Source organism: Sphingomonas sp. 22176 (assembly GCF_052045505.1).
GTDB lineage: Bacteria > Pseudomonadota > Alphaproteobacteria > Sphingomonadales > Sphingomonadaceae > Sphingomonas.
In genome coordinates this window covers 1,442,086-1,464,421 of sequence record NZ_JBQEPL010000001.1, presented here as the reverse complement: position 1 = coordinate 1,464,421, position 22,336 = coordinate 1,442,086, and the positions used below count along the sequence as shown (strand labels likewise).

Sequence of the window (22,336 nt, the reverse complement as noted above, 5' to 3'; positions counted from 1 at the left end):
CGGTCACACGGGCGTTTGGGAGCTTCGATGGGATCACTGGGGGCGTTCGACGAGATTTGGGGGCATGGCGGCCCGGAGGCGCCGCGCGAGGCGTTCACCGCGCTGTCGCAATGGATTGCGGACACGCCCCCCGACGAGCTGCAACGCCGGCAGCAATCGGCCGAAGCCGCGTTTCGCCAGCTGGGCATTACCTTCGCCGTCTATGGCGACAGTGACGCCGCCGAGCGCATCATCCCCTTCGACATCGTCCCCCGCATGTTCCTGCAGCGCGAATGGGAGAAGCTGAGCGAGGGCCTTGTCCAGCGTGTCGAGGCGATCAACGCCTTTCTCGAAGACATCTACGGCGCGCGCCGCATCCTCGACGAAGGGATCATCCCCCCCGAGTTGATCCTCCACAACGAGCAGTTCCGCCCCGAAGTCGCCGGCATCCGCCCGCCGCATGGGGTTTGGGCGCATATCTGCGGGATCGACCTGGTCCGCACCGGCGCTGACGAATTCTACGTGCTGGAAGACAATGCCCGCACGCCCTCGGGCGTCTCCTACATGCTGGAAAATCGCGAGGCGATGATCCGGCTCTGCCCCGAACTGTTCCGCGATTTCCGCGTGGCACCGGTCGACAGCTATCCGGACATGCTGCTGGAGACGATGCGCTCGGTGGCGCCGCTCGGCCGCGCGCGGCCGGTGTGCGTCGTGCTGACGCCGGGGCATTTCAACTCGGCCTATTACGAGCACAGCTTCCTCGCCGATTCGATGGGGGTCGAGCTGGTCGAGGCCGCCGACCTCGTGGTCGACGACGACATCGTCTACATGGAGACGATCGCCGGCCGCGTGCGGGTGGACGTGATCTACCGCCGCATCGACGACGATTTCCTGGATCCCTTGGTCTTCCGCCCGGACTCGCTGCTTGGCGTGCCGGGGCTGATCGCCGCCTATCGCGCGGGCAATGTCGCGCTGCTCAACGCGCCGGGCAACGGCATCGCCGACGACAAGGCGATCTACAGCTACATGCCGGAGATCGTCCGCTTCTATTCGGGCGGCGAAGCCAAGCTGCCCAATGTCGAGACCTGGCGCTGCCGCGAACCGCAGGCGCTGAAATACGTCCTCGAGCATCTGCCCGAGCTGGTGGTGAAGCTGGTCGATGGCTCGGGCGGCTACGGCATGCTGGTCGGGCCGACCGCCACGACCGAGCAGATCGAGACCTTCCGCGCCGCGCTGATCGCCGAGCCGCATCGCTATATCGCGCAGCCGACGCTGGCGCTGTCGACCGTCCCGACGCTGACCGAAAAGGGCCTGGCCCCGCGGCATGTCGACTTCCGCCCCTTCGTGCTGACCGGCAGCGACAAGGTGCGCGTCGTCCCCGGCGGGCTGACCCGGGTGGCGCTGCGCGAGGGATCGCTGGTGGTGAACTCCAGCCAGGGCGGCGGCACCAAGGACAGCTTCGTGCTGCTGGGGGACGCGGCATGATGATGCTCTCCCGCACCGCCGCGGCGCTCTACTGGCTCGGCCGCTATGTCGAGCGCGCGGACTTCATCGCGCGGCTGGTGGAGGCGACCATCCGCCTCGACGCGCTCTCCGCTCGCCCGGCCGGCGAAGCCGCGTGGCAGAGCGCGCTCACCGTCAGCTATACCGACGAGCTCTTCGCCGAAACCGGCCACCCGGCCACCCAGGCGCATGTCGCCCGCTTCCTGACGCTGGAGGCCGACAACCCCGGATCGATCACCCGCTGCCTGGAAATGGCGCGCAACAACGCCCGCGCGGTGCGCACCGCGCTGACCCGCGAGGCATGGACCGCGATCAACCGCGCCTGGTGGCTGTTCGCCAACCGCGCCTCTACCGGCGGCGCCACCGAGACGCTCAACCTGGTCGAGCAGGTCAAGGGCGAGACGCGCGGCTTCGAAGGCGCGATTCACCGGATGATGCGCAACGAGGCGACGCTGCTGATCCAGCTCGGCGCCGCGATCGAGCGCGCGGACAACACCGCGCGGCTGGTCGACGTGAAATACCACCTACTGCTGCCCGCCGGCGAGAGCGTCGGCGGCGCGGTCGATCGCGACCAGTGGACGACGATCCTGCAGACGGTCTCCGCCGTCACTGCCTATCGCTGGCTCTATTCGGAGGGGCTGCGGCCGGACAATGTCATCGACCTGCTGGTCAGCCGTACCGAGCTGCCGCGCAGCGTCGCCGCCTGTGTGGAGGAGAGCGTAACGCTGCTCAGCCAGCTGGCCAAGCGCACGGGGCTCCAGGGCGAGGCCGATCGCATGGCCCGCGCCCGGCTCGCCCGCGTCCAGAAGGCGCGCACCCCCGACATCATCGTCGGGGGCTTGCACGAATATCTGGAGAATTTCATCGCCGAGAACGCGCTGCTCGATGCCGCGATCGCTCGCCAGTTCCGGTTTCTCTGATGCGCATCGCCGTCGAACACCGCTCGGTCTACCGCTTCACCCAGCCCCAGGCGCGGATCGTGCAGATGCTGCGGCTGACGCCGTGCGACACCCAGCACCAGACGGTGGTGAGCTGGATGGTCGGCGTCGATTGCGACGCGCGGCTGCGCGACGCGGTCGACGGCTATGGCAACGCCGTGACCATGCTGTACGCCGAAGGGCCGATCGAGGCGATCGAGATCGCGGTCACCGGCGAGGTACTCACGCAGGACAATGCCGGGGTGCTGCGCGGCACGCCGGAGCCGCTGCCCCCTGCCCTGTTCCTGCGGACGACGCCGCGCACTGCGCCGAGCCCGCAGCTGACGGCGTTCGCGGCGGATGTCAGCGCCGGCACCAGCGACCCGATCGAGCGGCTGCACCGGCTCAACCAAGCGCTCCACGCCCGCTCCCGCTGCGTGCCCGACGTGCCCGATACCGGGCTGACCGCGGCCGAGGCCTTTGCCGGCAAGGCAGAGGCCTCGCGCGACGTGGCGCAGATGTTCGTTTCCGCCGCGCGCACGCTGGAGGCACCGGCGCGCTATGTCTCGGGCTACCACCTCGATGGCGACGCCCAATGCGCGCCGCACGCCTGGTGCGAGGCCTGGGTGCAGGGGCTCGGCTGGGTGGCGTTCGATCCGGTCACCGGGCTGTCGCCCAACGACGGCTATGTGCGGGTGGCGGTCGGCCTCGATTCCGAAGGTGCCGCGGCGGTCGCCGGGCACCGCATAGGGCATGGCGAAGAACAGCTCGCCGTGGACCTGCATGTCGATCGGCTGGGCAACGAGGAATAGCCGAGCCGCGGTAGCGCCGCGGCTTCCGTAACAACGTCATCCCGGCGAAAGCCGGGATCCATTGAGGTCTCCGTCTGGACGCTTGCTGCTGCCGAGAGGCGACTGGATCCCGGCTTTCGCCGGGATGACGGTTGCTACTGTCTACCAGCCCCTCAGGCCAGCGCCGCCGCGACCGCGTTCGGCATCGCGCCCACCGCATCCTCGTCGGTCAGCAGCGACCAGCCCGTGGGCCCGAGCACTTCGATCGGTCGATAGCGGGTCTTGTAGGCCATCCGCGCGCTGCCCTTCACCCAATAGCCGAGATAGACATAGGGCAGCCCCGCCGCGCGGGCGCGCAGGATGTGGTCCATGATGATATAGTTGCCCATGCCGGACCGCGTCTCGTCATCGGTGACGAAGAAGCTGTAGATCATCGACAGGCCATCGCCCTGCTGGTCGGTGATGCACGCGCCCACCAGCCGGCCACGCTGGCCGTCGACCGACTGCTCGCGATATTCGACGACATAGGAGCTGACCGGCGACTGCTCGACCATGTCGGCATAGTCGCTCTCGTCCATCGCCGCCATGCCGCCGCCGGGGTGCCGCGAATCGAGATAGCGCTTGAGCAGCTCATATTGCTCGCCAGTCGCCCAGGGCTTGCAGGCGGTGACTTCGAGGTCGCCATAGCGCTTGAGCAGCTTGCGCTGGGTACCATTGGGCTCGAACCCGTCGGCGACCACGCGCACCGAGGCGCAGGCGGTGCAGCCCGCGCAGCTCGGCCGATAGGCGACCGACTGACTGCGACGGAAGCCGATGCGGCTCAGCGCGTCGTTGAGTTCGCCGGCATGCTCGCCGGAGAGTTCGGTGAAGATTTTGCGTTCCTGCCGGCCGGGCAGATATGGACAGGGCGACGGGCTGGTCACGAAGAAACGCGGGAAACGTGATAATGCGGTCACCGCTCAGCCGTCCTCTGCTCCATCGGGCCGTCCCGATCGGCCCCTCTTACGCCGTTATGGGGTCGGATTTGGATGATGAAAAGCGCGTTTACCATCAATCAGGGCCATTCCCGCGCCATCGGCTTTCCCGTGTGACGCGGAACGGGACGATTCGGTTCCGTAGTAACCATGCTTCGCGGCAAAGCGGGATCGGGCGGGGACTGAACAGCCCCGACTCCGCGGGCGTCTGCGTGCCTGAGCGAATCGAGTCGCGGGCGCGTTCAGCCGATTCCCAGCGCGTCGAGCGCCCGGCCGACGCCGTCCTCCGCAGCGATCACTGCGCCTGCCTGCCGTGCCCTGTCCGCCATCGCAGCGTTGGCCAGCAGGCGATCGATGGCGGCCGCCGCGCGCGCGGCGGTGTAGCGGCGTTTGGCCAGCGACAGGCCCAGCCCGGCGCGCTCGATCCGCGCGGCATTGTCGAACTGGTCGCCGAAGATCGGGCAGACGAGCTGCGGCACGCCCGCGCGGATCGCCTGGGCGGTGGTGCCGATGCCACCATGCCCGATCACCGCCGCCGCGCGCGGGAAGATCTGCGAATGCGGCGCATAGCCCTCCACAAGCACCGTATCGCTCGCGAGGTGCCGGTACTGCGCCAGCAGGTCGTCGCCGACCAGCAGCACTGCCCGCCGCCCCAGCCGCCGGGCCGCCTCGGCGCTCGCCGCGTAGAAGCCGTCCTCGGCATAGACGGCCATGCTGCCCAGGGTGAAAACGAGCGGCGGCGGCCCCGCCTCCAGAAACGCCGCGACCTCGGCAGAGAGCCCCTCGCCCGCGAACCCGCCGTCGTAGAAGACGAATCCGGTCTGCGCGAAGCTCGGCGGCACGTCGCTGGGCGCAGGGGAAAAGACGGAGGACCACAGCCCGATCGCGCGGTCTACGGCCAGCGGCCCGGCCAGCACCTCGTTGCCGGCAAAAGGCGGCGCACCCGTGGCTTCACGCATTGCCGCGAACGGCTCGAGCCCCTTGGCATAGCGCCGCTCGGCCAGCCGGAGCAGCGGCCGAACCGCGCCCGCGCCGAACCAGCGGCGCAGCGCCACCAGCACGGTCTCACCGCGCGTCAGCACCGGCGGGTCCTCGGCCGAAAGCAGCGTGATCGGCTGGAGCAGCGCGGAGGCAAGCGGCACCCCCGCCGCCTGCGCCGCGATCCGCGCATGGATTGAGAAGCTGCTGGCGAGCACCAGATCCGCCCCGGCGACCACGGGCATCAGGTCCGCCAGCGTAACCTCGGCATAGGGCACCAGGACCCGGTTGATGATGAAATCGAAATCGGTGGCGATCGCCCGCGCGATCGCGCCTTCGTCCATGCCTGTATCGGCGATCAGCTGCGGACCGTCCGGGCGAATGGGGTGGAATTCGATGCCGTGCCGCTCGGCGATGGGCCGTACCGATTCTGCGCCGGCAAACACGGGCACGTGCCCTCGCGCCTGCATCCCCAGCGCGAGCGCGATGAATGGGTGCACGTCGCCCAACGTGCCCAATGTCGCCAGCACCACCCGCATGCGCTTGTCCCCCTAGGGGAGCAGGGTGGTTGCAGGGGGCTGGCGCCACGTCAATCAAGATCCTCCCCGCATGGGGAGAATCTTAGAACTCAGTACGCGCGGGCGACCAGAATCCGCTCGACCGCCGGCTTGCCGGTGAACAGGCAGCTGCCCTCCGCCGGCGCCGCGTCGACGGCTACGTTGCGGAAGGTGAGCTTGAGCGCCTTGAGCCGCTCGACCACCGCGTCCAGCTCGGCGCCGGTCGGCTTGGCCCAGTTCACCTCGGCCCAGCCGGGGAACTTCACCGAATCCGCGAACATCGCCGCCAGCGTGTCGAAATCGGTCACGTCGCGGCGGATATTGCTGTCCAGCCGGTCGCGCGCGTCGAGATACAGGCCCTGCTGGATGCTCTCGAGGATCGCCGCGGCTTCCGCCACGAAATCCCCGCGCGGCATGATCTGCGAATCGAGCTTGCCGTCTTCGCGGTAGAGCTTGTTGCGCTGGATCACCGAGACATTGCCGCCGGCGACGTCGCGCCCGCCGACCTCGATAACGATCGGCGCGCCCTTCTTCACCCAGCCCCAGCGCTTGGTCTGCGCCTTCACCGCCTTCAGGTCGAGCAGCGCACGCACCGGCTCGCCCAGCGCGCTCAGCTTGGCCAGTTCGGCCTGGAGCGACTTGCAGTATTCGATGGTCGCCGCGTCTTCGGGCTGGTCGCGCAGCATCGGCACGATCACGATCTGCCACGGCGCCACCATCGGCGGCACGCGCAGGCCATCGTCGTCGCCATGCACCATGATCAGCCCGCCGATCATGCGGGTCGAGACGCCCCAGCTGGTCGTCTGCGCCAGCTCGAACTGGCCTTCGCTGTTCTGGAACTTGATGTCCTGCGCCGAGGAGAAGGTGGTGCCCAGGAAGTGCGAGGTGCCGGCCTGCAGCGCCTTGCCGTCCTGCATCATCGCCTCGATCGAGAAGGTCGAGACCGCGCCCGGGAAACGCTCATTCTCCGGCTTCTCGCCTGCTACCACCGGCATCGCCAGGCAATCCTCGGCGAAGCTGCGATAGACTTCGAGCATCTTGAGGGTTTCTTCCTGCGCCTCGTCGACGGTGGCGTGGGCGGTATGCCCTTCCTGCCACAGGAATTCGGCGGTGCGCAGGAACATGCGGGTGCGCATTTCCCAGCGGACGACGTTCGCCCACTGGTTGATCAGCACCGGCAGGTCGCGCCAGCTCTGCACCCACCGCGACATTGCCGCGCCGATCACCGTCTCCGACGTGGGGCGGACGACCAGCGGCTCTTCGAGCTTCGCCTCGGGATCGGGCACCAGCCGGCCGTCCTTCTGGACGAGGCGGTGATGGGTGACGACGGCCATTTCCTTGGCGAAGCCGTCGACATGCTCGGCTTCCTTCTCGAAATAGGAAAGCGGGATGAACAGCGGGAAATAGCAATTCTCGTGCCCGGTCGCCTTGATGCGATCGTCGAGCAGGCGCTGGATGCGCTCCCAGATCCCATAGCCCCATGGCCGGATGACCATGCAGCCGCGCACGCCCGAATCCTCGGCCATGTCGGCTTCGCTGATGACGGTCTGGTACCATTGCGCGAAATCGCCATCGCGCGTGACGGAAAGGGCGTGCTTGATCATGGGTCCAGCGCTTAGCGCTTGGACGCGCCGACGCAAGGGCCGGCGCGCCCCGACCTCATACGGAGAGCGACCCCACCGGCGAATCGGCATCGACCGGATTGCCGAAGCTGTCGAACGGAATCAGCGGCTTGCGCCCGATCCGCAGGATCTCGCGGCTCGGCTGGTAGCGCTGCTGCGCGCCGAAGCTCAGCGATACCGGGCGCAGTCGAGAGAATTTGCCGCGCGGCTTGCCGGCCAGCAGATGGACATGCTCGATCCGCAGCCCCACGCTGGGCAGCTCGGGCAGGTCCGCGTCGATCCGCGTGCAGAGATTGAACAGTTGGACATGGTTGCGATGGCCGTGCCCCGGCGCCTTGCTGCGGAACGTCAGGCAATTGGGCTCGCTGATGAAGGTGTTCTGCGCGAGCAGGAAATTGCGATGGCCATGCTGGAACTGGCCCATCTCCCACCCATGCCCGGTCTTGCGGAGAGTCGACAGCGCCATCACGAAATCGGTCATCGTCTTGGCACGCGCAACCGGCGCGTCGGTCTGGTCCCGGCTGAACGGCTCCAGCAACACGCCCGATCCGGTGGCTGCGTCGAAGCTCTTCACAAAGCGATACTCGCCGGGCAGCGCGCCCCCCTGCAGCTGCAGGATATCGTCGGGCAGGATCTCGTTCTGCCCCGACGGGCTGGTGATCCGGAACGCGGTGCCGTTGGTGGTGATCACCGAATTCGGCAGCAGCGAGACGGCGCCCTGGGTAAGGAACAGCTGCGCCGTCGGCCCTTCGGCATGGTAGCGGAAGACCGTCGTGTTGCGCATGCCGCGCTGGTTCGCCCGCTGCACGCCGCCCTGCTGCATGAAATCCACGTGGAAGATCGCGTAGCACATGATCTCGTCGCCGGGCGACAGCGTGCCGGCCAGGTCGCCCTCGACGACAATTCGGCGGGTGGCGGGATCGGCCAGGAAGAGCTGATACGGCTTGGGCCCCGCCCCGGCACCGGTCACGATGCGGACCTGGAGATCCCAGATCCGCTTCATCGGCGACAGGTCTGCTGCGTCGCGCACGATGATGGCGGTGTGGCCCTGCCCTTCTCGGGCGACGGACTCCACGACCAGCGTCGGGGGCAGATGGAGCCGAATGGGCGCCGGCTCACCGATCGTCGCGTCATAGCCGTCGATGACGACACCGTCATAGCCCGGGCCGCCCTGGAAGGCGTCTGTCGTCAACTTCGCGGTCACGTTCCGGTACAGGCGGGGCGCCATCGGCGCCGCCCCTTCGAACAAGCTTTCCAGCAGATAGAAGCCATGGCCGAGATAGGGCAGCGGCGGCAGGATGTCGCGCTGGCGCGGATCGCCCTTGAAGAAATTGAGCCCGAGGCTCCGCCCGGCTGCATTCTTTTGGCCGTACATCCGCTCGCGATCGAGCAGCTGGCACCCAAAAAAGCCCACCTGCGTGCCGGGGACCCCCATGATCCTGGGGAATTTCGACATGTCGATGGTTACGCCGTGGAAATGCACGCGCCGCGCCAGAATGCCCCAGCGCGGTTCGGGCAGATAGCGATCGGTGCGCGTGATCACCACCTGGTCCGGGCGCAGCCCGTCGGCCGGCTTCACTTCGATGACGCGTGCATTGTCGATTGTGCCGATGCCGGGGCCGCTGTTGCGGTCTTCCACATAGCGGCCGGCACGCGTGAGGATCAGCAGCCCGCCATCCCCCACGCCGCGCTTGCTCAGCCCTTGGGCGATCGTCTTCCACGGCGCGTCTTGGGTACCGGCCGCGCCGTCGTCGCCCTCGACCGGATCGATGTAACGGGTCGGCCGCTTGGCATCCAGGCTGCGATCGACATTGATCACCAGCGGCAATTCGATCCGCCGTTCCAACCCGTGTTCGCCGCGCAGATAGCAATAGAGGATCGCATCGCCCGCCGTGACCGGCCCCTCGCCCGCGCCGATCTCCACCGAGAAGCCGATCGAGCCCTGCGGCGCCATGCGCCCGTCATACATCCGCACCGGCGTCTGGTTGACGCTCCAGTCGGTGACGGTGACCGTGTTCCCCTCCAGGTAGAACACCGCTTCCTTGAAGTAGTTTATCTCGCTGCTGTTGGCGGATTGGGGCGGAAGGCCCAGCGCCGTGATGCGAATGCCCTCGCCGTGGATCCACTGGCCGGGAGCCGCCGAAAAGCCGCCGATGAAGCGCTCGTCGGGCACCAGCGTGCCCAGCGGCACATCGCTCTGCGCCGGGGCGGTGCCGCCGCTGCCCGCCGTGCCGTTCCAAGCGCGCCCGGGCCGCAGCCCGTTGCCGCGTCCGCCCGGGGCGACCTGCTTTGCCGAACTCGAAGCACTGGAGCACGCCGCAGCCGCAAAAGAACCGACCAGCAGCCCACCGACCGCGGTCCTACGCGTGACATCGCTCACAAGCTTCTCCCTATGTTGGGCAGAGACGGTCAGTGCATAGCACTGCCGGCAGCACTCGTTCCACCTGGGATACGATCTCCCCGATCGCGCAGGCGCGCCCTGTAGAGCGTCGCCAGGGACAGGCCGAACAGGATCACGAACAGCGGATCATTGTCCGCCTGTGCCAGCACCAGTCGCGTCGAAATCAGCACCGCCAGCGAAACCGCGATCGCGAATTCGGGCGGGAATGGCGACGTCACATCCCGCAAGCCTGCGCGGAACAGGCTGACGATCGACAGCAGCAACGTCCCCATCCAGGCGAGGAAGCCGAACACGCCGACATCGGCGCAAAGCGCGACAAGGCCCAGATCGATCGTCAGCGTACCGTCCGGGGTGCGCCAGTTGATCGCGCCACCGCCCTGGCCGGGGCCGTAGCCGAGCAGCGGCCGACGCGCGATCACCGGAATCGCCATGTGGAACTGCTCACCGCGCGCGTTGGTGCTCGCCTGCGCGGCGCCGCCGCCCAGCACGCGGATGTGGATCGCCGGCACGAACATCACCGCCAGCATCAGCGCCACCATCAGCGCGGGGTAGATCATCGTTGCCGAAATGCCGAGCATGTCGCCGCGCGCGTTGCGCCAGCGGTGGATGCCCCAGCACAGCCCGAACAATGCATGCGCCGCGATGAACCCGACGAGCGACAGCCGCGCCGTCGACAGCACCGCCGAGTAGAGGATGAAGGCGTCGAATCCGACCCACATCAGCCGCATCGGCCAGGTCTTCGCATTGACCATCCGGAACAGGATGAAGGGCGTCGTCAGCGCGAGCAACTCACCATAGGCCAGCGGCGTCGTGTAGGTGGTGACGACACGGTATCCGCCGCGGATGTGCGGCTGGATCAGGTCCTGCAGCACCGCATCCTCGATCCGCAGGAAGCTGGGAATATGTTCCAGCCACAGCACATGCTGGGTGCGCGCCTCGAACACGCCGATGACCATCAGCAGGAACACCACCAGGGCGAGCCGATTGACCAGCCACGGCACGCTCTTGCCGCCCGGCCCGAACAGCCAGATGGTGGCGAAGCACACCGCCGTGGAGGTGAAGGTGGCGTGGACCCAGCGCCCGATCGTGTCCGTCGGCGAGACCGAGAAGATCGTGGCCAGGAACTGGATGATGAAGAAGCCGATCAGCAGCCGCGCCAGCCAGGGCGAGGCGCGGAAGACGTCCGCCATCTGCTGGCGGAACGCCCGCGAGATCGACAGGCAGATCATCAGGATGACGGTCAGCATCAGGCCGACGAGACGGCGCATCGAAATCCAGGGCAACCCGCCCACCGCGACCGCGAGATAGTTGGGCCAGGCGATGAAGACGATCAGGAACGCCGTGTAGAGATGGGTGAGCGACCCGGTCGGCGCCGCCTTCGCCTCGGGCAGCGCCCAGACCACCAGCAGCGCCAGCAGCGCGAGCGGCGCGGCGGCCGCGACCAGCAGCGAGGGCGGCAGGATCGCGACCAGCAGACCGTAGATGACCGCGAGCAGGACGATTCCGCTCAGCAGCGCCAGATTGCGCAGCGCCACCGACCAGCCGGGACGCTGGGGATGATAGACCGGCAGCACGTCGCGGCCGGGGCGCCGCAGCGCCCGGAACGGCGCATCGAGGCGCAGCGCCCCCAGGCCGAGTGTCATCTTCGAACGTCGCGCCGCCCCTGCCAACCAAGCCTCCTCAGAAAATCGGAACGCCGAGGCGCCGGACCGCTATCATGGACGCCAGCCGCAAGAACAGCAACGGGCCCAGGATGGCGATCGCTGCCCCCAGCGCACCATAAGGCGGAATGAAAATCAACGAGAGAACGGTACCGATTACCGCCGAAATGGTCGTCAGAATGACGGTAAGACGCTCGCGACTGGCCATCATCAGCACGCTGCCGCTGGCGGCGAAGACCAGGCTGAACACCTGTCCCAGCACCATGATCTGCATCGCGGTGGCGCCGGCGGTGAACTGCGCCCCGAAAATCCGCATGATCAACTGCGGCGCAATCAGCACCGCGAGCGCGAGCGGGGACGCCAGCAGCACCAGGCCCAGGATGGTCAGCCGCAGGATGCGGCCGATCCGCCGCAGGTCACCCTGCCGATAGGCGACGGCGAACACGGGCTGAAGGATCGTCTCGGAGGTCGCGGAAAAAAGCTTCAGCGTGGCTGCGATCTGGTAGCCCACCCGGAACAGCCCGGCCTCGGCAGGGCCGTGGGTGGCCGCGAGCATGATCGTGGCGAACCAATCGGTGAACACGTTGTTGAGATTGGCGACGAGGATCAGGAAGCCCGGCTTGAGCAGCGATTCGTCGAGCGTGGTGTGCGGCTGCCACGATCGCACCGCGCGGGCATAGAGGAACGTCGCCAGCGCCGCGGTGAGCAGCCAGCCGACCAGATAGAGCTGCGAGGGGAACACCGCGCTCACCGGCACCCGCATCACCAGCACCACGGCAAGCACCAGGCTGCCGAACGAGGTCGTCAGCGGCCCGTCGATGAACTGCGACAGCCCGATCCACTTCACCCCGCGCAGCACGGTGGACAGCAGCCGGCAATAGACCATGATCGGGATGATCAGCGACAGCACCATCAGGCTCTTCGCGATGGCCGGGCTGCCGATCAGATCGACGGCGATCTGCCAGTGGAACAGGACGATGATCGTCGTCAGCGCAATCCCGGCGGACGTGCCCATCTGCAGCGCATGCCGCGCCGCAGCACGCGCGCGCCCGGTATCGTCGTGCGCGAGATGGACCGATACCGATCGCACCAGGATCGCATCCAGACCCAGCAGCGACAGGGTCACGCACAGCTGCACCGTGGTAAGCGAAGTACCGAAGGTGCCGACGCCTGCTGCACCTGCGATACGAGCCAGCAACCAGGTGAATAGAAAACTGGTGGCGGCGCCGAGGCCCTTGACCCCGAAGCCCACCACCATTTGGCCGCGCACGCCGCGCAGATGAAAGTTTTCTAACTTCAAAGCGGAGCGTCCCCCAAGAACCTACCCCGCGCTTAAGACAAGCGACCGCACGGGGCAAGCCATGAGGGACGGCTCGGTTTAGCTGTGGTACAAGTCGAGCGAGGCCAGGCGCGGCGTGGTCAGCATCGAGAACGGCGAGGTGCTCTGGTACAACGATCCGTTCGCACTTGCGGTAGCAAGCGCCGTTGCCAGCGGCGACGCCGAGGTGCCGGTCGTGCCGAAAACGCCGGCGAGGCTGAGCGTCGCGGGCGAGGCCATGGCGCCGCCCCAGGCGGTGCTGCCCGCCAGGGTTGCCGCGGTGTCCGCCACGCCCTTCGCCACCATCACCTTCAGCGTATCCGCCGCGGTTGCCGGCTTGGTCACCGTGCTGCCTGCGTTGAGCGCCAGGATCTGCGCCTGGCTGAACGCCGTCTCGCGCACCTCTACATCCCCGACGGCGCCGCTGAACGCCGCGCTGAACGGGGCACCGAAATAGAGGCCGTAATAGTCCTGCTGCCGCGTGCTGCCGGACATCTTGGCGGTCCCGACCGCCTTGCCGTCTACATACAGCGTCGAGGTGCCGCCGCTCTGGTAGCTCAGCGCGATCTTGTGCACCGCGGTGTCGGTGATCTTGGCGCCGCTGGTCGTCATGGTGGAGGTGACGCCCGCGTCGTTGGTCATCGTGAACACCAGCTCGCCATCGGCACGCAGGGCGATGTTCCAGCTTTTGTAGATGCCCATGATCTGGCCAGCCGGCGCGGTCGAGCCGTCCCGCTTCATGTCGAAGTTCAGAGTGAAGGCCGAAAGGTCGTAGAGCTGCCGCGAGGTGCCACGCGACAATTCCAGGCCCGCGCCGGTCTTGACGCTCAGCATGCCGTTGTTGATCTTGCCGGCCGTGAGCGGCGCCACCGTCTCGTCGGTGCTCCACTCCGAACTGTCGACCAGCCCATTGGCACCGAAGTTGAGATCCAGCAGCAGCCGCGGCACCGCCGCAGGCTTCGGCGCGGCGAGTTGCCCTGCGACTTCGCTGGTGAACTGGCTGGCGGTCCCCGCCAGATTCTTGCCCGTGTGATAGCCGACGCTGTACCCCGGATTGTTGTACATCAGGCCGGCAATCGTCGCCTTGGCGCCCTTGTTTATATCTGCGATCTGCCGCACGACCGCCGGGTTCTTGATCAGCTCGATGTTCTGGCTGGTCGTGACGCTGTTGGTGCCTTCCATGACAATCTGGTCGGTAACATTGTTGGCGATGTTGCCGGTGACATCCTGCACACGGATCCATTCCGACTTCTCGTCGGTGACCGAGGTGACGGTGTTGTTCGTGATTTTGATGTTATCGCCGTGCGTCACGTTGATACCATGATACATCCCGCTCAGATAGATCAGGTTGTTATTGATGGTGACGTTCTTGAACGGCATCGTGCCGACTTCGTCCTGGAGATAGAAGCCCTGGGTGCCCAGGCCATTCCCCTGCAGGACGACATTGTTCGTGATCGTGACGTTGCTGCTGCCATAGGCGCGGCCCGTGGTCATGAACTGGATGGCGTCGGGATGCTCGCCGCCGACCGGGTACAGGCCCTCATAGCGATTGTCGTCGATGACCACGTTGGTCATCTCCGAATAGTTGCTGTGATCGCGCCGGTTGTCGAGAAAGTCGTTGCCGCGCACGAGCATCGTGTCGACGCCGCGCACGTCGAGACCGATGACGAAATGGTCGATCGTGGAATTGATCAGCTTGTTGTTGGTGCCGCCGCGAATGGCGAGGCCATAGCCCAGGGCATTGCTGGGATCACCCGTGCCGCCGCTGAAATGCACCCCGTCGATGGTGATGTTGCTCGACGACAACACGCGGTTCGCGGTCGCGAACTCGTCGGTTGGCCGCGTCGGGCGGACCACATCGAAGTCCTTCAGGGTAATGTTTTTCGAGTTGGTGAGCCAAACCGAGCCAACTACTGCCTTGTTGTTCGTGTCCAGCGACTGGATGGTGATGTTCGCCGCCGGATTGACGTTGGTCATCGTGACCGAGGTGTAGGTTCCCGGTGCGAGCAGGATGACGTCGCCGCTCTTGGCGTTCTTGATCGCCGCATCGAGCGCGGCCTGATTATTGACAACCGGCATGTTGTGCTACCCTTACGTTACTCGTCGACCCCAAATCGACGCCTGATTCCCTCCCTTGAAGAAATGCCCGAAGGTCATGAAATAAGTGGTGTAATTGCGTGGTGTAAAAATACTTAACGACTATCGTTTCGCCGTTGTTCTGGCCGAACCGCCTCCGAGCGAGGACGAGGTGTTGGCGGCCAAGGCGTCTCGACGCTGCAACGCTTTGTCGATACAGCTACCCGCATGAGCACCGAAGCAACGCCGCACGTCTCCGTCTTGGTGGTCGCCTACCACTCGACCGGGTTCATCCGGCAGTGCGTGGCCGGTATCGACGCCGCGGCGTCGACGACGCCGCACGAGATCCTGATGATCGACAATGGCGGCGGCGATACCGAGGCGCTGGTGCGCGCCGAGCTGCCCCAGGTGCGGATTGTCCCCTCCGAAGGCAATATCGGCTTCGGCGCCGGCAACAACCGCTGCGCTGCACACGCCCGCGCGCCGCTGCTGCTGCTGGTCAACCCGGACGCGGTGCCACAGCCCGGCGCGATCGACCGGCTGGTCGCCTTCGCCAGGGCGACCCCCGAGGCCGCAGCCTGGGGCGGCCGCTCCTATGACCCCGCCGGCAATCTGGACGCCGCGAATTTCCTGGCGTTGCCGACGCCGGGCGATTTCGTGCTCTCCGTAGTCTCTGCCGGCCGCCTGCGCCGCGGCGGCCTGCCCGCGGACGCGACGGCCCACGGCCCGGTCGACGTGCTCAACGGCGGCTTCATGATGGTGCGCGCCGACGTTTGGCGGGAGATCGGCGGCTTCGACGAGAGCTTCTTCCTATATTCGGAGGAAGTCGACCTGTTCAAACGCATCCGCGACAAGGGCTATACCGTGCTGGTCGATCCCGAGGTGAAGGTGATGCACGACGCCGGCAGCGGCCATTCGCTGTCCGCCGGGCGGATCATGTTCATGACGATCGGGCGAATGCATTATGCCCGCAAGCATTACAGCGGCACTGGCGCGATCGTCGCAGGCTGGGGAATCTGGCTGGCCGCGCTCAAATATGCCGTGCTCGGCAAGTTGCTGGCGGGGGTAATACCCGGTAAGCGCGAACGCTTCTCGACCGTTAGCCGTGCCTGGACGCCGATCGTGCGCGAGCGGCAGCGCTGGTGGTACGGCTATCGCACCGGGAACGAAGGCCGCAGCTGAGCGGCGGCCCTGTGAACGTCATGTGAAAAGGGGTGGCGCCGCGAGGCCCCACCCCTTTTCTCGTTTCTTACTGCGCCGCGGGGCTGGCTGCGGGCGGAGGCGCGCTGCCCGGTGCCTGCGCCGGCGCCTGGTAGCCCGGCTGATACTTCACCGTCGCACGGGCCTTTTTCAGCCGATCGTTGAGCTGGGCATCCGCCGCCTTGCTGAAGCGCTCGTTGCGCAGCGCGTTCAGCGCCAGCTCGTGCGCCTGATCGGCGGGCAGCGGCTGTACCGTCGTCGCGGTGATCACGTTGGCGGTCAGCCCCTGCTGGGTCGGCAGGATGAACATCTCCGCCGCGGGCAGCGCCGCGATCTTGCCGGCGATCTCCGGCGGCAGCGCGGCGGTGTCGAGCTGGGTCGGCGCGCGACGGAACTGGGTGCCGTCGGCGGTCAGCTTGGCGGCGAGCTGGTCGAGCGTCTTGAGCGGCGCGAACTGCTTGTACTTGTCCGCCGAGTTGGGGGCCGGGAAGACGATCTGATCGATGCTGTAGATCTTGCGCTGCGCGAACCGTTCGGGATGCGCCGCCTGGTACTGGGTGATCTCGGCCTCGGTCGGCTGGGCGATGCCGCCGGCGATCTTGTCGCGCAGCATCGTCGTCAGGATCAGCTCGTCGGCGCGACGCTCCTGGATCAGGAAGGCCGGGGTCTTGTCCAGCTTCTGCTCGCGCGCGACCTTCGACAGGATCTTGCGTTCGATGATGCGCTGCAGCGCAAGCTGCTCCGCCACCTTGCGATCGGTCCCCGGCGGTACCTGCGACGCCTGCACTTCGGCGTTAAGCTCGAAGATGGTGATCTCGTCACCGTCGACGCTGGCGACGACCTGCCCCTTGTCGAGCTTGCCGTCCTTGCTGCCGCATCCGGATACGGCCAGCGCGGCCGCAGCCGCCGCCGTCACCAGGAACCATTTCTTCATGAAAACCTCCCCGCCGGCGCGGAATTGCGCACGGCACAAACTTCTACTTGAACCTATTCGGGCGGGCGGGCATCCGCAATAGTGTTGGCAGTGCAGCATGGCTCCCGCCGGGAGACAGATGGTACGAAGGGGACGACATGGCAGACGCGACCGCGACGGAACGAAATGCGGGCAGGCCGCTCAAGATGTGCCTCGCCGCCTCGGGAGGCGGACATCTTCGCCAGATCCTCGATTTGGAATCGGTGTGGAAGGAGCATGATTACTTCTTCGTGACCGAAGATACCGCGCTGGGCCGCAGCCTGGGCGAAAAACATCCGGTCGAATTGGTCGAGCATTATGCGCTCGGCCAGGCGCGGCTGGGCCATCCGCTACACATGGCCGCCGGCGCATGGCGCAATTTCCGCCAGAGCCTGGCCATCGTCCGCCGGCAGAAGCCCGACGTGGTGATCTCCACCGGCGCCGGCGCGGTGTTCTTCACTGCGCTGATCGCCAAGCTGTCGGGCGCCAAGTTCGTCCACATTGAGAGCTTTGCACGCTTCCACCACCCTTCCGCCTTCGGCAAGATGGCCAAGCCGGTTGCGACGATCAGCTTCGTCCAGTCGCCCGCGCTCAAGCAGATCTGGCCCGATGCCGAGCTGTTCGATCCGTTCCGGATGCTGGACACGCCGCGCCCGCCCAAGCAGGCACTCACCTTCGCCACGGTGGGCGCCACCCTGCCCTTCCCGCGGCTGGTGCAGGCGGTGCTAGACCTCAAGCGCGCCGGCGGGCTGCCGGGCAAGCTGGTGCTGCAATATGGCGACCAGGATCTCGCCGACCCCGGCATTCCCGATGTGGAGATCCGCCGCAGCATCCCCTTCGACGACCTGCAACTGCTGCTGCGCGACGCGGATATGGTGATCTGCCATGGCGGCAGCGGCTCGTTGGTCACCGCGCTGCGCGCCGGTTGCCGCGTCGTCGCCTTTCCGCGCCGCTTCGACCTGGGCGAGCATTATGACGATCACCAGGAGGAGATCTCGCAAACCTTCGCCGATCGGGGCCTGCTCCAGACCGTCCGCGACGAGACCAAGCTCGGCGAGGCAATCGCCGCCGCCAAGGCGGCCGAGCCCAAGCTGGCGACCACCGACCAGACCGCGCTGGCCAACCGGCTGCGCGAACTGTTCGCAGGCTGGGGAGCGAAGAAGAAATGAGCACGCCCCGGATCAGCGTCGTCCTGCCCCATTACAACGATCTCCACGGGCTGGCGCTCTGCCTCGATTCGATCGACCGGCAGACGATCGACCGCGATGCCTATGAGATTATCGTCGGCGACAATGCCTCGCCCTGCGGCATCGAGGCTGTCGAGGCGGTGGTCGCGGGCCGGGCGCGGGTGGTGACGGTCACCGAAAAGGGTGCAGGCCCGGCGCGCAACGGCGCCGCGGCGCAGGCGCGCGGCGAAATCCTCGCCTTCATCGACAGCGATTGCGTCGCCCAGCCGGGCTGGCTGGCGGCCGGCGCGGCGATGGTGCAGCCCGGCACCTTCCTCGGCGGCCATATGTTCGTGCTGCCGCCCGAGGGCAAGCTCACCGGCAGCGCCGCGGTGGAGCTGGCGCTGGCGTTCGACAATGAAAGCTATGTCCGCAAATCGCAGTTCACCGTGACGGCGAACCTGTTCGTGATGCGCGCCGATTTCGAGCGGATCGGCGGCTTCCGCACGGGCGTTTCCGAAGACATCGAGTGGTGCAACCGCGCGATCCGGATGGGCATGAAGATCGACTATTGCGGCGATGCCTCGGTCGGCCATCCGCCGCGCCCCGACTGGAACGCGATGCTCAAGAAGACCCGCCGCATCCAGCGCGAGTTGTTCCTGCTCAGCCTGGAGCAGCCGCGCGGCCGGCTGCGCTGGGTGGCGCGCTCGGCGATGCAGCCGGCGTTCATCCCCTCCGACTATGCCCGGATCCTGCGCACGCCGGAGACCGAAGGCGCACGGGCCAAGGCACTGGGAACGTTGATCGCGCTCCGCTTCTGGCGCGGTGGCGCAGGGCTGTTGCAGGCGATCGGCCTGCCGATCTGAAACAGGCGGCGGCGAGGGAGCGCGACGCCCCCTCGCCCACACCTTATACCGTCGCGAGCACGTCCTCGAGCGTGCCGCTGTCGAGCCGCTGGCGGCCGACCATCAGCCACAGATAGATCGGCAGCGTGTCGTCGCTGAAGCGGAAGCGACGCTCGCCGTCCTGCACCTCGGTCTCGAGGCCCAGCTGGACGGTGAGCCCGGCCAGTTCCTGCTCCACCTGCTGCGCGGTGACCGGGGCGCCCGGCAGCAGTTCCACCACGGCGCGACCGCCGAACCAGCCGTCGATCGAGCGCGATGCTTCGCCCAGCGCGGCGAGCAGCGGATCATAGCGACCGCCGACGAACTTGCGCATTTCCAGCACGGTACGCGGCGCCATCCGCCCTTCCATCTCGACGATCGCGGCATCGAGCGCGCGGCGCAGATGGCCCTGGTCGACGGTCAGGCGCCCCTGATCGAGCGCCTCGGCCGCCGCGTGGTGGCACAGCAGGCGCGCGAAATAGGGCGAGCCCAGCGCGAGCAGATGGATGATTCTGGTCAGGTTCGGATCAAATCGCACGCCGGACGCGGTTTCGCCCAGCCCGATCATCTCCTGCACCTCGCTCTCCTCCAGCCGCGGCATCGGCAGGCCGATCACGTTGCGGCGGATCGACGGCACATAGCCGATCAATTCCTGGAGGTTGGACGCGACACCTGCAATCACCAGCTGGACGCGCGCGGCACGATCCGAGAGGTTCTTGATCAGCTCGGCGACCTGCTGGCGGAAGGCGGTGTCCTCCACGCGATCATATTCGTCGAGGATGATCAGCACGCGCGTACCGGTGATGTCGGCGCACAGATCGGCGAGCTCGCCGGCGCCGAACTGCCCGGCCGGCAGCCGGTCCGAGAGGCTCCCGCCGCTCTCCGCCTCGCCGGCGTTGGGCGCGACTTCGCGGTGGAACAGCAGCGGCACGTCCTGCAGCACCGCGCGGAAGAGATCGGAGAAGTTCGCGTTCGATCCGCAGGTCGCATAGCTGACGATGTAGCTGGATTCGCGCGCGACATCGGCGAGCACGTGCAGCAGCGAGGTCTTGCCGATGCCGCGCTCGCCATAGAGCACGACGTGGCTGCGCTGGCTCTCGATAGCCGAGATGAGCCGGGCGAGCACGCCCAGGCGGCCGGCGAAGCTGGAGCGATCGGCAACCGGCTGGGTCGGCGTGAAATACGTCGCCAGGGCGAAGCGGGCGCGGGTGATCTCGCGCCGCTCCTCGCGGCGGCGATCCAGCGGACGATCCAGCGCCGAGGCGCGGAAGGTCGGGAAATCGGGACGAAGCCGGCTCGCGCCGTGCGCGTCCCGATGCGGCACCACCGTCGCGGCGACCGGGAGATAGCCATCGTCCTCAGGCAATTCGCGGCGCCCGAAGGGCCACAAGAACTTCAGCGCGGAACCTAAAGCCACTCGACCACCTCTTTAAAAATATGCCGCCGGCAAGCCGGGGCGGACCTGGGCTCGCGCCTCAGGGCATCCTCTTCGCGAATCAGTGCACGTTTTTTCAGCGACGCTTGATGAACTCGTACGGCTTGATCACGAACGCGATATACGCAAGCACCAGAACAATCGTGAGAATCGCGAACACATGATAGTTCTCGTTCCCCAGATAGTTCGCGACAGCACAGCCTATCGCCGGCGGTAAATAGCTGATCATGGTGTCGCGGACAACCGAATCGGCCTGGGAACGTTGCAGGAAGATAACGATCAGGCCGGCGAATATCGCAATGGTGACCCAATCATACGGCGTCTGCATGCATTTCCTTTCCATTCACCGCAGGAATCGAAGGACTTCCCCGCGGCGTTCGCACCTGCACTAGCAGTGCGCGCAGCAACTCGCTAGATGCTCACGAATGTGATAATAGGCCGTTAAGCAACCACCGCCTCGAAATGGGAGTTTGCGCTTGGCTCGACGTTTTTTCGCAAGGAATTACGGTCGGGGGACAGGGCCAGGGCAGGTTCCGGCGCCTTTGCCAAGGCGTTGATCCGGTTGCTTGTACTGGAGGCCATTGATAATGAAGCGAGCACCCGGGGGGACAATCGTGCGAGAACACGACATTAAAAAGGCTGAAAAAGCGCGCCTTACTGGCGGCTTCACGCTATCTTGCGGCCTTGCCGCCTTGTTCGCGACCGCAGCATGGTCGCATCCCGCATTGGCACAGCGCACCGCGTTCACGCCGCGCCCGGCCAATACCGGCCGGCAGATCGACGTGCGGGCCAGCACGATGATCGAATATAACGACAATGTGGTGGTAAGCGATCCGCGGATCAGCGGCAGCAGCGGCGGCACGGACGACGTGCTCGCGGCGCCCTCGCTGGACGTCAACATCGTGCTGCCGCGGGCGACCGGCACCACCTATCTCGCCGGCTCGATCGGTTATCGTTTCTACAAGAAATACACCCGGCTGAACCGCGAGAACATCTCGCTCACCGGCGGCGCCGACCAGCGCATCTCTTCGTGCCTGGCGCATGGCGAGGTCGGCTATCAGCGCCGACTCAGCGATCTTTCGAGCATCTACGTGCTCGACGGGCCCGACAGCTACAACAATACCGAGGAATCGCGCCGCTACAGCGCCGATATCGGTTGCGGCGGGCCGTACGGGCTGCGCCCGACGCTGGGCTATTCGCGGACCGAGGTGCGCAACAGCCAGTCGAGCCGCAAATACGCCGATGCGGATACCAATACCTTCACCGGTCAGCTCGGGCTGCAATCGCCCTCGCTGGGTACGATCTCGCTGTTCGGCCGCTATTCGGACAGCATCTACGTCCACCGGCCGACCGTGGCCGGTGCCGGCCGCGACGGCATCCAGACCTATGCGGCGGGCGTCCAGCTCGAACGCAACGTCTCGACCCGGCTGAACTTCACCGGATCGGTGAACTACACCAAGGTCGATCCGAAGCTGCCGGGGACGGACAGCTTCTCGGGGATCGGCTTCGATCTGTCGGCGATCTACAATGCCGATCTGTTCACGGTGCAGCTCGCCGGGTCGCGCGTCGCGCAGCCTTCGGTGCTGTACTTCGTCAGCTACGAGATCATGACCAATTTGTCGGCGACGATCACGCACGACCTCACGCCGCGCACCAAGATTTCACTCCTCGCGAACAGGACGTGGCGCGACTACAACTCGTCGAATCGCTTCGCGGGTGCCCCAATTTCGGGCAACGACAACATGTTGTCTCTGGGTGCCAATGCGTCCTACGACGCGACTCGACGCCTGCGCTTCGTGCTGGGCGCGGGCTATGACGAACGGACGTCGAATCTCCGGCTTTTCAAATACCACGCCAAGCGGGTCAATCTCACGGCCTCGCTGGCGCTCTGACAAGGGCCGTATACATGTACGATAAGGGTA

Annotated in this window: 17 protein-coding genes; 7 read left to right on the top strand and 10 right to left on the bottom strand. The window is 66.4% G+C overall.

Features of this window, described 5'->3' with window-relative positions; translation table 11 throughout:
• Positions 1–27: 27 nt before the first annotated feature.
• Genes ACTJKY_RS07090 through ACTJKY_RS07080 form a run of 3 tightly spaced genes read left to right on the top strand, consistent with a single transcriptional unit; the run spans position 28 to position 3,211 of the window.
• Positions 28–1,464: a circularly permuted type 2 ATP-grasp protein gene (locus tag ACTJKY_RS07090; protein ID WP_440845029.1), complete on the top strand. Its 1,437-nt coding sequence runs from the start codon at positions 28–30 to the stop codon at positions 1,462–1,464.
• A 2-nt stretch (positions 1,465–1,466) separates the two neighbouring features.
• The gene (locus ACTJKY_RS07085) at positions 1,467–2,402 is read left to right on the top strand and encodes an alpha-E domain-containing protein (protein WP_440845242.1); all 936 of its coding nucleotides are present in this window, start codon (positions 1,467–1,469) and stop codon (positions 2,400–2,402) included.
• Positions 2,402–3,211, top strand: coding sequence for a transglutaminase family protein (locus tag ACTJKY_RS07080; RefSeq protein ID WP_440845028.1), 810 nt, complete (start codon positions 2,402–2,404; stop codon positions 3,209–3,211). The genes ACTJKY_RS07085 and ACTJKY_RS07080 overlap by 1 nt, the downstream gene beginning before the upstream one ends.
• 152 nt (positions 3,212–3,363) lie before the next feature.
• On the opposite strand, the gene ACTJKY_RS07075 is transcribed toward ACTJKY_RS07080, so the two are convergent.
• The 7 genes from ACTJKY_RS07075 to ACTJKY_RS07045 form a co-directional block, all read right to left on the bottom strand.
• On the bottom strand, positions 3,364–4,146 hold the full coding sequence (locus ACTJKY_RS07075) for an arginyltransferase (protein WP_440845027.1): 783 nt from the start codon (positions 4,144–4,146) through the stop codon (positions 3,364–3,366).
• Positions 4,147–4,406: 260 nt separating this feature from the next.
• Positions 4,407–5,681: a glycosyltransferase gene (locus tag ACTJKY_RS07070; protein WP_440845025.1), complete on the bottom strand. Its 1,275-nt coding sequence runs from the start codon at positions 5,679–5,681 to the stop codon at positions 4,407–4,409.
• A gap of 89 nt (positions 5,682–5,770) precedes the next feature.
• Positions 5,771–7,303, bottom strand: coding sequence for an aminoacyl--tRNA ligase-related protein (locus ACTJKY_RS07065; RefSeq protein WP_440845024.1), 1,533 nt, complete (start codon positions 7,301–7,303; stop codon positions 5,771–5,773).
• A gap of 55 nt (positions 7,304–7,358) precedes the next feature.
• On the bottom strand, positions 7,359–9,701 hold the full coding sequence (locus tag ACTJKY_RS07060; protein ID WP_440845023.1) for a hypothetical protein: 2,343 nt from the start codon (positions 9,699–9,701) through the stop codon (positions 7,359–7,361).
• 29 nt (positions 9,702–9,730) lie between these two features.
• Positions 9,731–11,365, bottom strand: coding sequence for an O-antigen ligase family protein (locus ACTJKY_RS07055; RefSeq protein WP_440845022.1), 1,635 nt, complete (start codon positions 11,363–11,365; stop codon positions 9,731–9,733).
• 37 nt (positions 11,366–11,402) lie between these two features.
• Positions 11,403–12,683 carry an oligosaccharide flippase family protein gene (locus ACTJKY_RS07050; RefSeq protein WP_440845021.1) on the bottom strand — a complete coding sequence of 427 codons (1,281 nt, stop codon included), beginning with the start codon at positions 12,681–12,683 and terminating at the stop codon, positions 11,403–11,405.
• 78 nt (positions 12,684–12,761) lie between these two features.
• Positions 12,762–14,780 (bottom strand): LamG-like jellyroll fold domain-containing protein, encoded by a 2,019-nt coding sequence (locus ACTJKY_RS07045; protein ID WP_440845020.1) that lies wholly within the window; start codon positions 14,778–14,780, stop codon positions 12,762–12,764.
• A 225-nt stretch (positions 14,781–15,005) separates the two neighbouring features.
• On the opposite strand from ACTJKY_RS07045, the gene ACTJKY_RS07040 reads away from it, so the two are divergent.
• Positions 15,006–15,959, top strand: coding sequence for a glycosyltransferase family 2 protein (locus ACTJKY_RS07040; protein ID WP_440845019.1), 954 nt, complete (start codon positions 15,006–15,008; stop codon positions 15,957–15,959).
• 67 nt (positions 15,960–16,026) lie between these two features.
• On the opposite strand, the gene ACTJKY_RS07035 is transcribed toward ACTJKY_RS07040, so the two are convergent.
• Positions 16,027–16,911: an EpsD family peptidyl-prolyl cis-trans isomerase gene (locus tag ACTJKY_RS07035; protein WP_440845017.1), complete on the bottom strand. Its 885-nt coding sequence runs from the start codon at positions 16,909–16,911 to the stop codon at positions 16,027–16,029.
• A 137-nt stretch (positions 16,912–17,048) separates the two neighbouring features.
• Between ACTJKY_RS07035 and welK the strand changes: the two genes are divergently transcribed.
• Entirely contained in the window at positions 17,049–18,098 is a 1,050-nt protein-coding gene (gene welK / locus ACTJKY_RS07030; protein WP_440845016.1) for a beta-1,4-glucuronosyltransferase WelK, read from the top strand.
• Positions 18,095–18,961, top strand: coding sequence for a glycosyltransferase family 2 protein (locus ACTJKY_RS07025; RefSeq protein WP_440845015.1), 867 nt, complete (start codon positions 18,095–18,097; stop codon positions 18,959–18,961). The genes welK and ACTJKY_RS07025 overlap by 4 nt, the downstream gene beginning before the upstream one ends.
• Before the next feature lie 43 nt (positions 18,962–19,004).
• Here the strand turns inward: ACTJKY_RS07025 and ACTJKY_RS07020 are convergent, their stop codons facing one another.
• Both ACTJKY_RS07020 and ACTJKY_RS07015 read right to left on the bottom strand, forming a co-directional pair.
• Positions 19,005–20,396 (bottom strand): AAA family ATPase, encoded by a 1,392-nt coding sequence (locus tag ACTJKY_RS07020; RefSeq protein WP_440845014.1) that lies wholly within the window; start codon positions 20,394–20,396, stop codon positions 19,005–19,007.
• A 94-nt stretch (positions 20,397–20,490) separates the two neighbouring features.
• Complete coding sequence (locus ACTJKY_RS07015; protein WP_093294116.1) at positions 20,491–20,742, bottom strand: XrtV sorting system accessory protein; 252 nt, start codon at positions 20,740–20,742, stop codon at positions 20,491–20,493.
• A 364-nt stretch (positions 20,743–21,106) separates the two neighbouring features.
• On the opposite strand from ACTJKY_RS07015, the gene ACTJKY_RS07010 reads away from it, so the two are divergent.
• Positions 21,107–22,306 carry an outer membrane beta-barrel protein gene (locus ACTJKY_RS07010; protein WP_440845013.1) on the top strand — a complete coding sequence of 400 codons (1,200 nt, stop codon included), beginning with the start codon at positions 21,107–21,109 and terminating at the stop codon, positions 22,304–22,306.
• Positions 22,307–22,336 lie beyond the last annotated feature (30 nt).

Excerpts from the sequence above, each read along its gene's own strand:
- ACTJKY_RS07090 (WP_440845029.1), top strand. The coding sequence starts at position 28 with ATGGGATCACTGGGGGCGTTCGACGAGATTTGGGGGCATGGCGGCCCG.
- ACTJKY_RS07085 (WP_440845242.1), top strand. The coding sequence starts at position 1,467 with ATGCTCTCCCGCACCGCCGCGGCGCTCTACTGGCTCGGCCGCTATGTC.
- ACTJKY_RS07080 (WP_440845028.1), top strand. The coding sequence starts at position 2,402 with ATGCGCATCGCCGTCGAACACCGCTCGGTCTACCGCTTCACCCAGCCC.
- ACTJKY_RS07070 (WP_440845025.1), bottom strand. The coding sequence starts at position 5,681 with ATGCGGGTGGTGCTGGCGACATTGGGCACGTTGGGCGACGTGCACCCA.
- ACTJKY_RS07065 (WP_440845024.1), bottom strand. The coding sequence starts at position 7,303 with ATGATCAAGCACGCCCTTTCCGTCACGCGCGATGGCGATTTCGCGCAA.
- ACTJKY_RS07055 (WP_440845022.1), bottom strand. The coding sequence starts at position 11,365 with ATGACACTCGGCCTGGGGGCGCTGCGCCTCGATGCGCCGTTCCGGGCG.
- ACTJKY_RS07045 (WP_440845020.1), bottom strand. The coding sequence starts at position 14,780 with ATGCCGGTTGTCAATAATCAGGCCGCGCTCGATGCGGCGATCAAGAAC.
- ACTJKY_RS07040 (WP_440845019.1), top strand. The coding sequence starts at position 15,006 with ATGAGCACCGAAGCAACGCCGCACGTCTCCGTCTTGGTGGTCGCCTAC.
- ACTJKY_RS07035 (WP_440845017.1), bottom strand. The coding sequence starts at position 16,911 with ATGAAGAAATGGTTCCTGGTGACGGCGGCGGCTGCGGCCGCGCTGGCC.
- welK (WP_440845016.1), top strand. The coding sequence starts at position 17,049 with ATGGCAGACGCGACCGCGACGGAACGAAATGCGGGCAGGCCGCTCAAG.
- ACTJKY_RS07025 (WP_440845015.1), top strand. The coding sequence starts at position 18,095 with ATGAGCACGCCCCGGATCAGCGTCGTCCTGCCCCATTACAACGATCTC.
- ACTJKY_RS07015 (WP_093294116.1), bottom strand. The coding sequence starts at position 20,742 with ATGCAGACGCCGTATGATTGGGTCACCATTGCGATATTCGCCGGCCTG.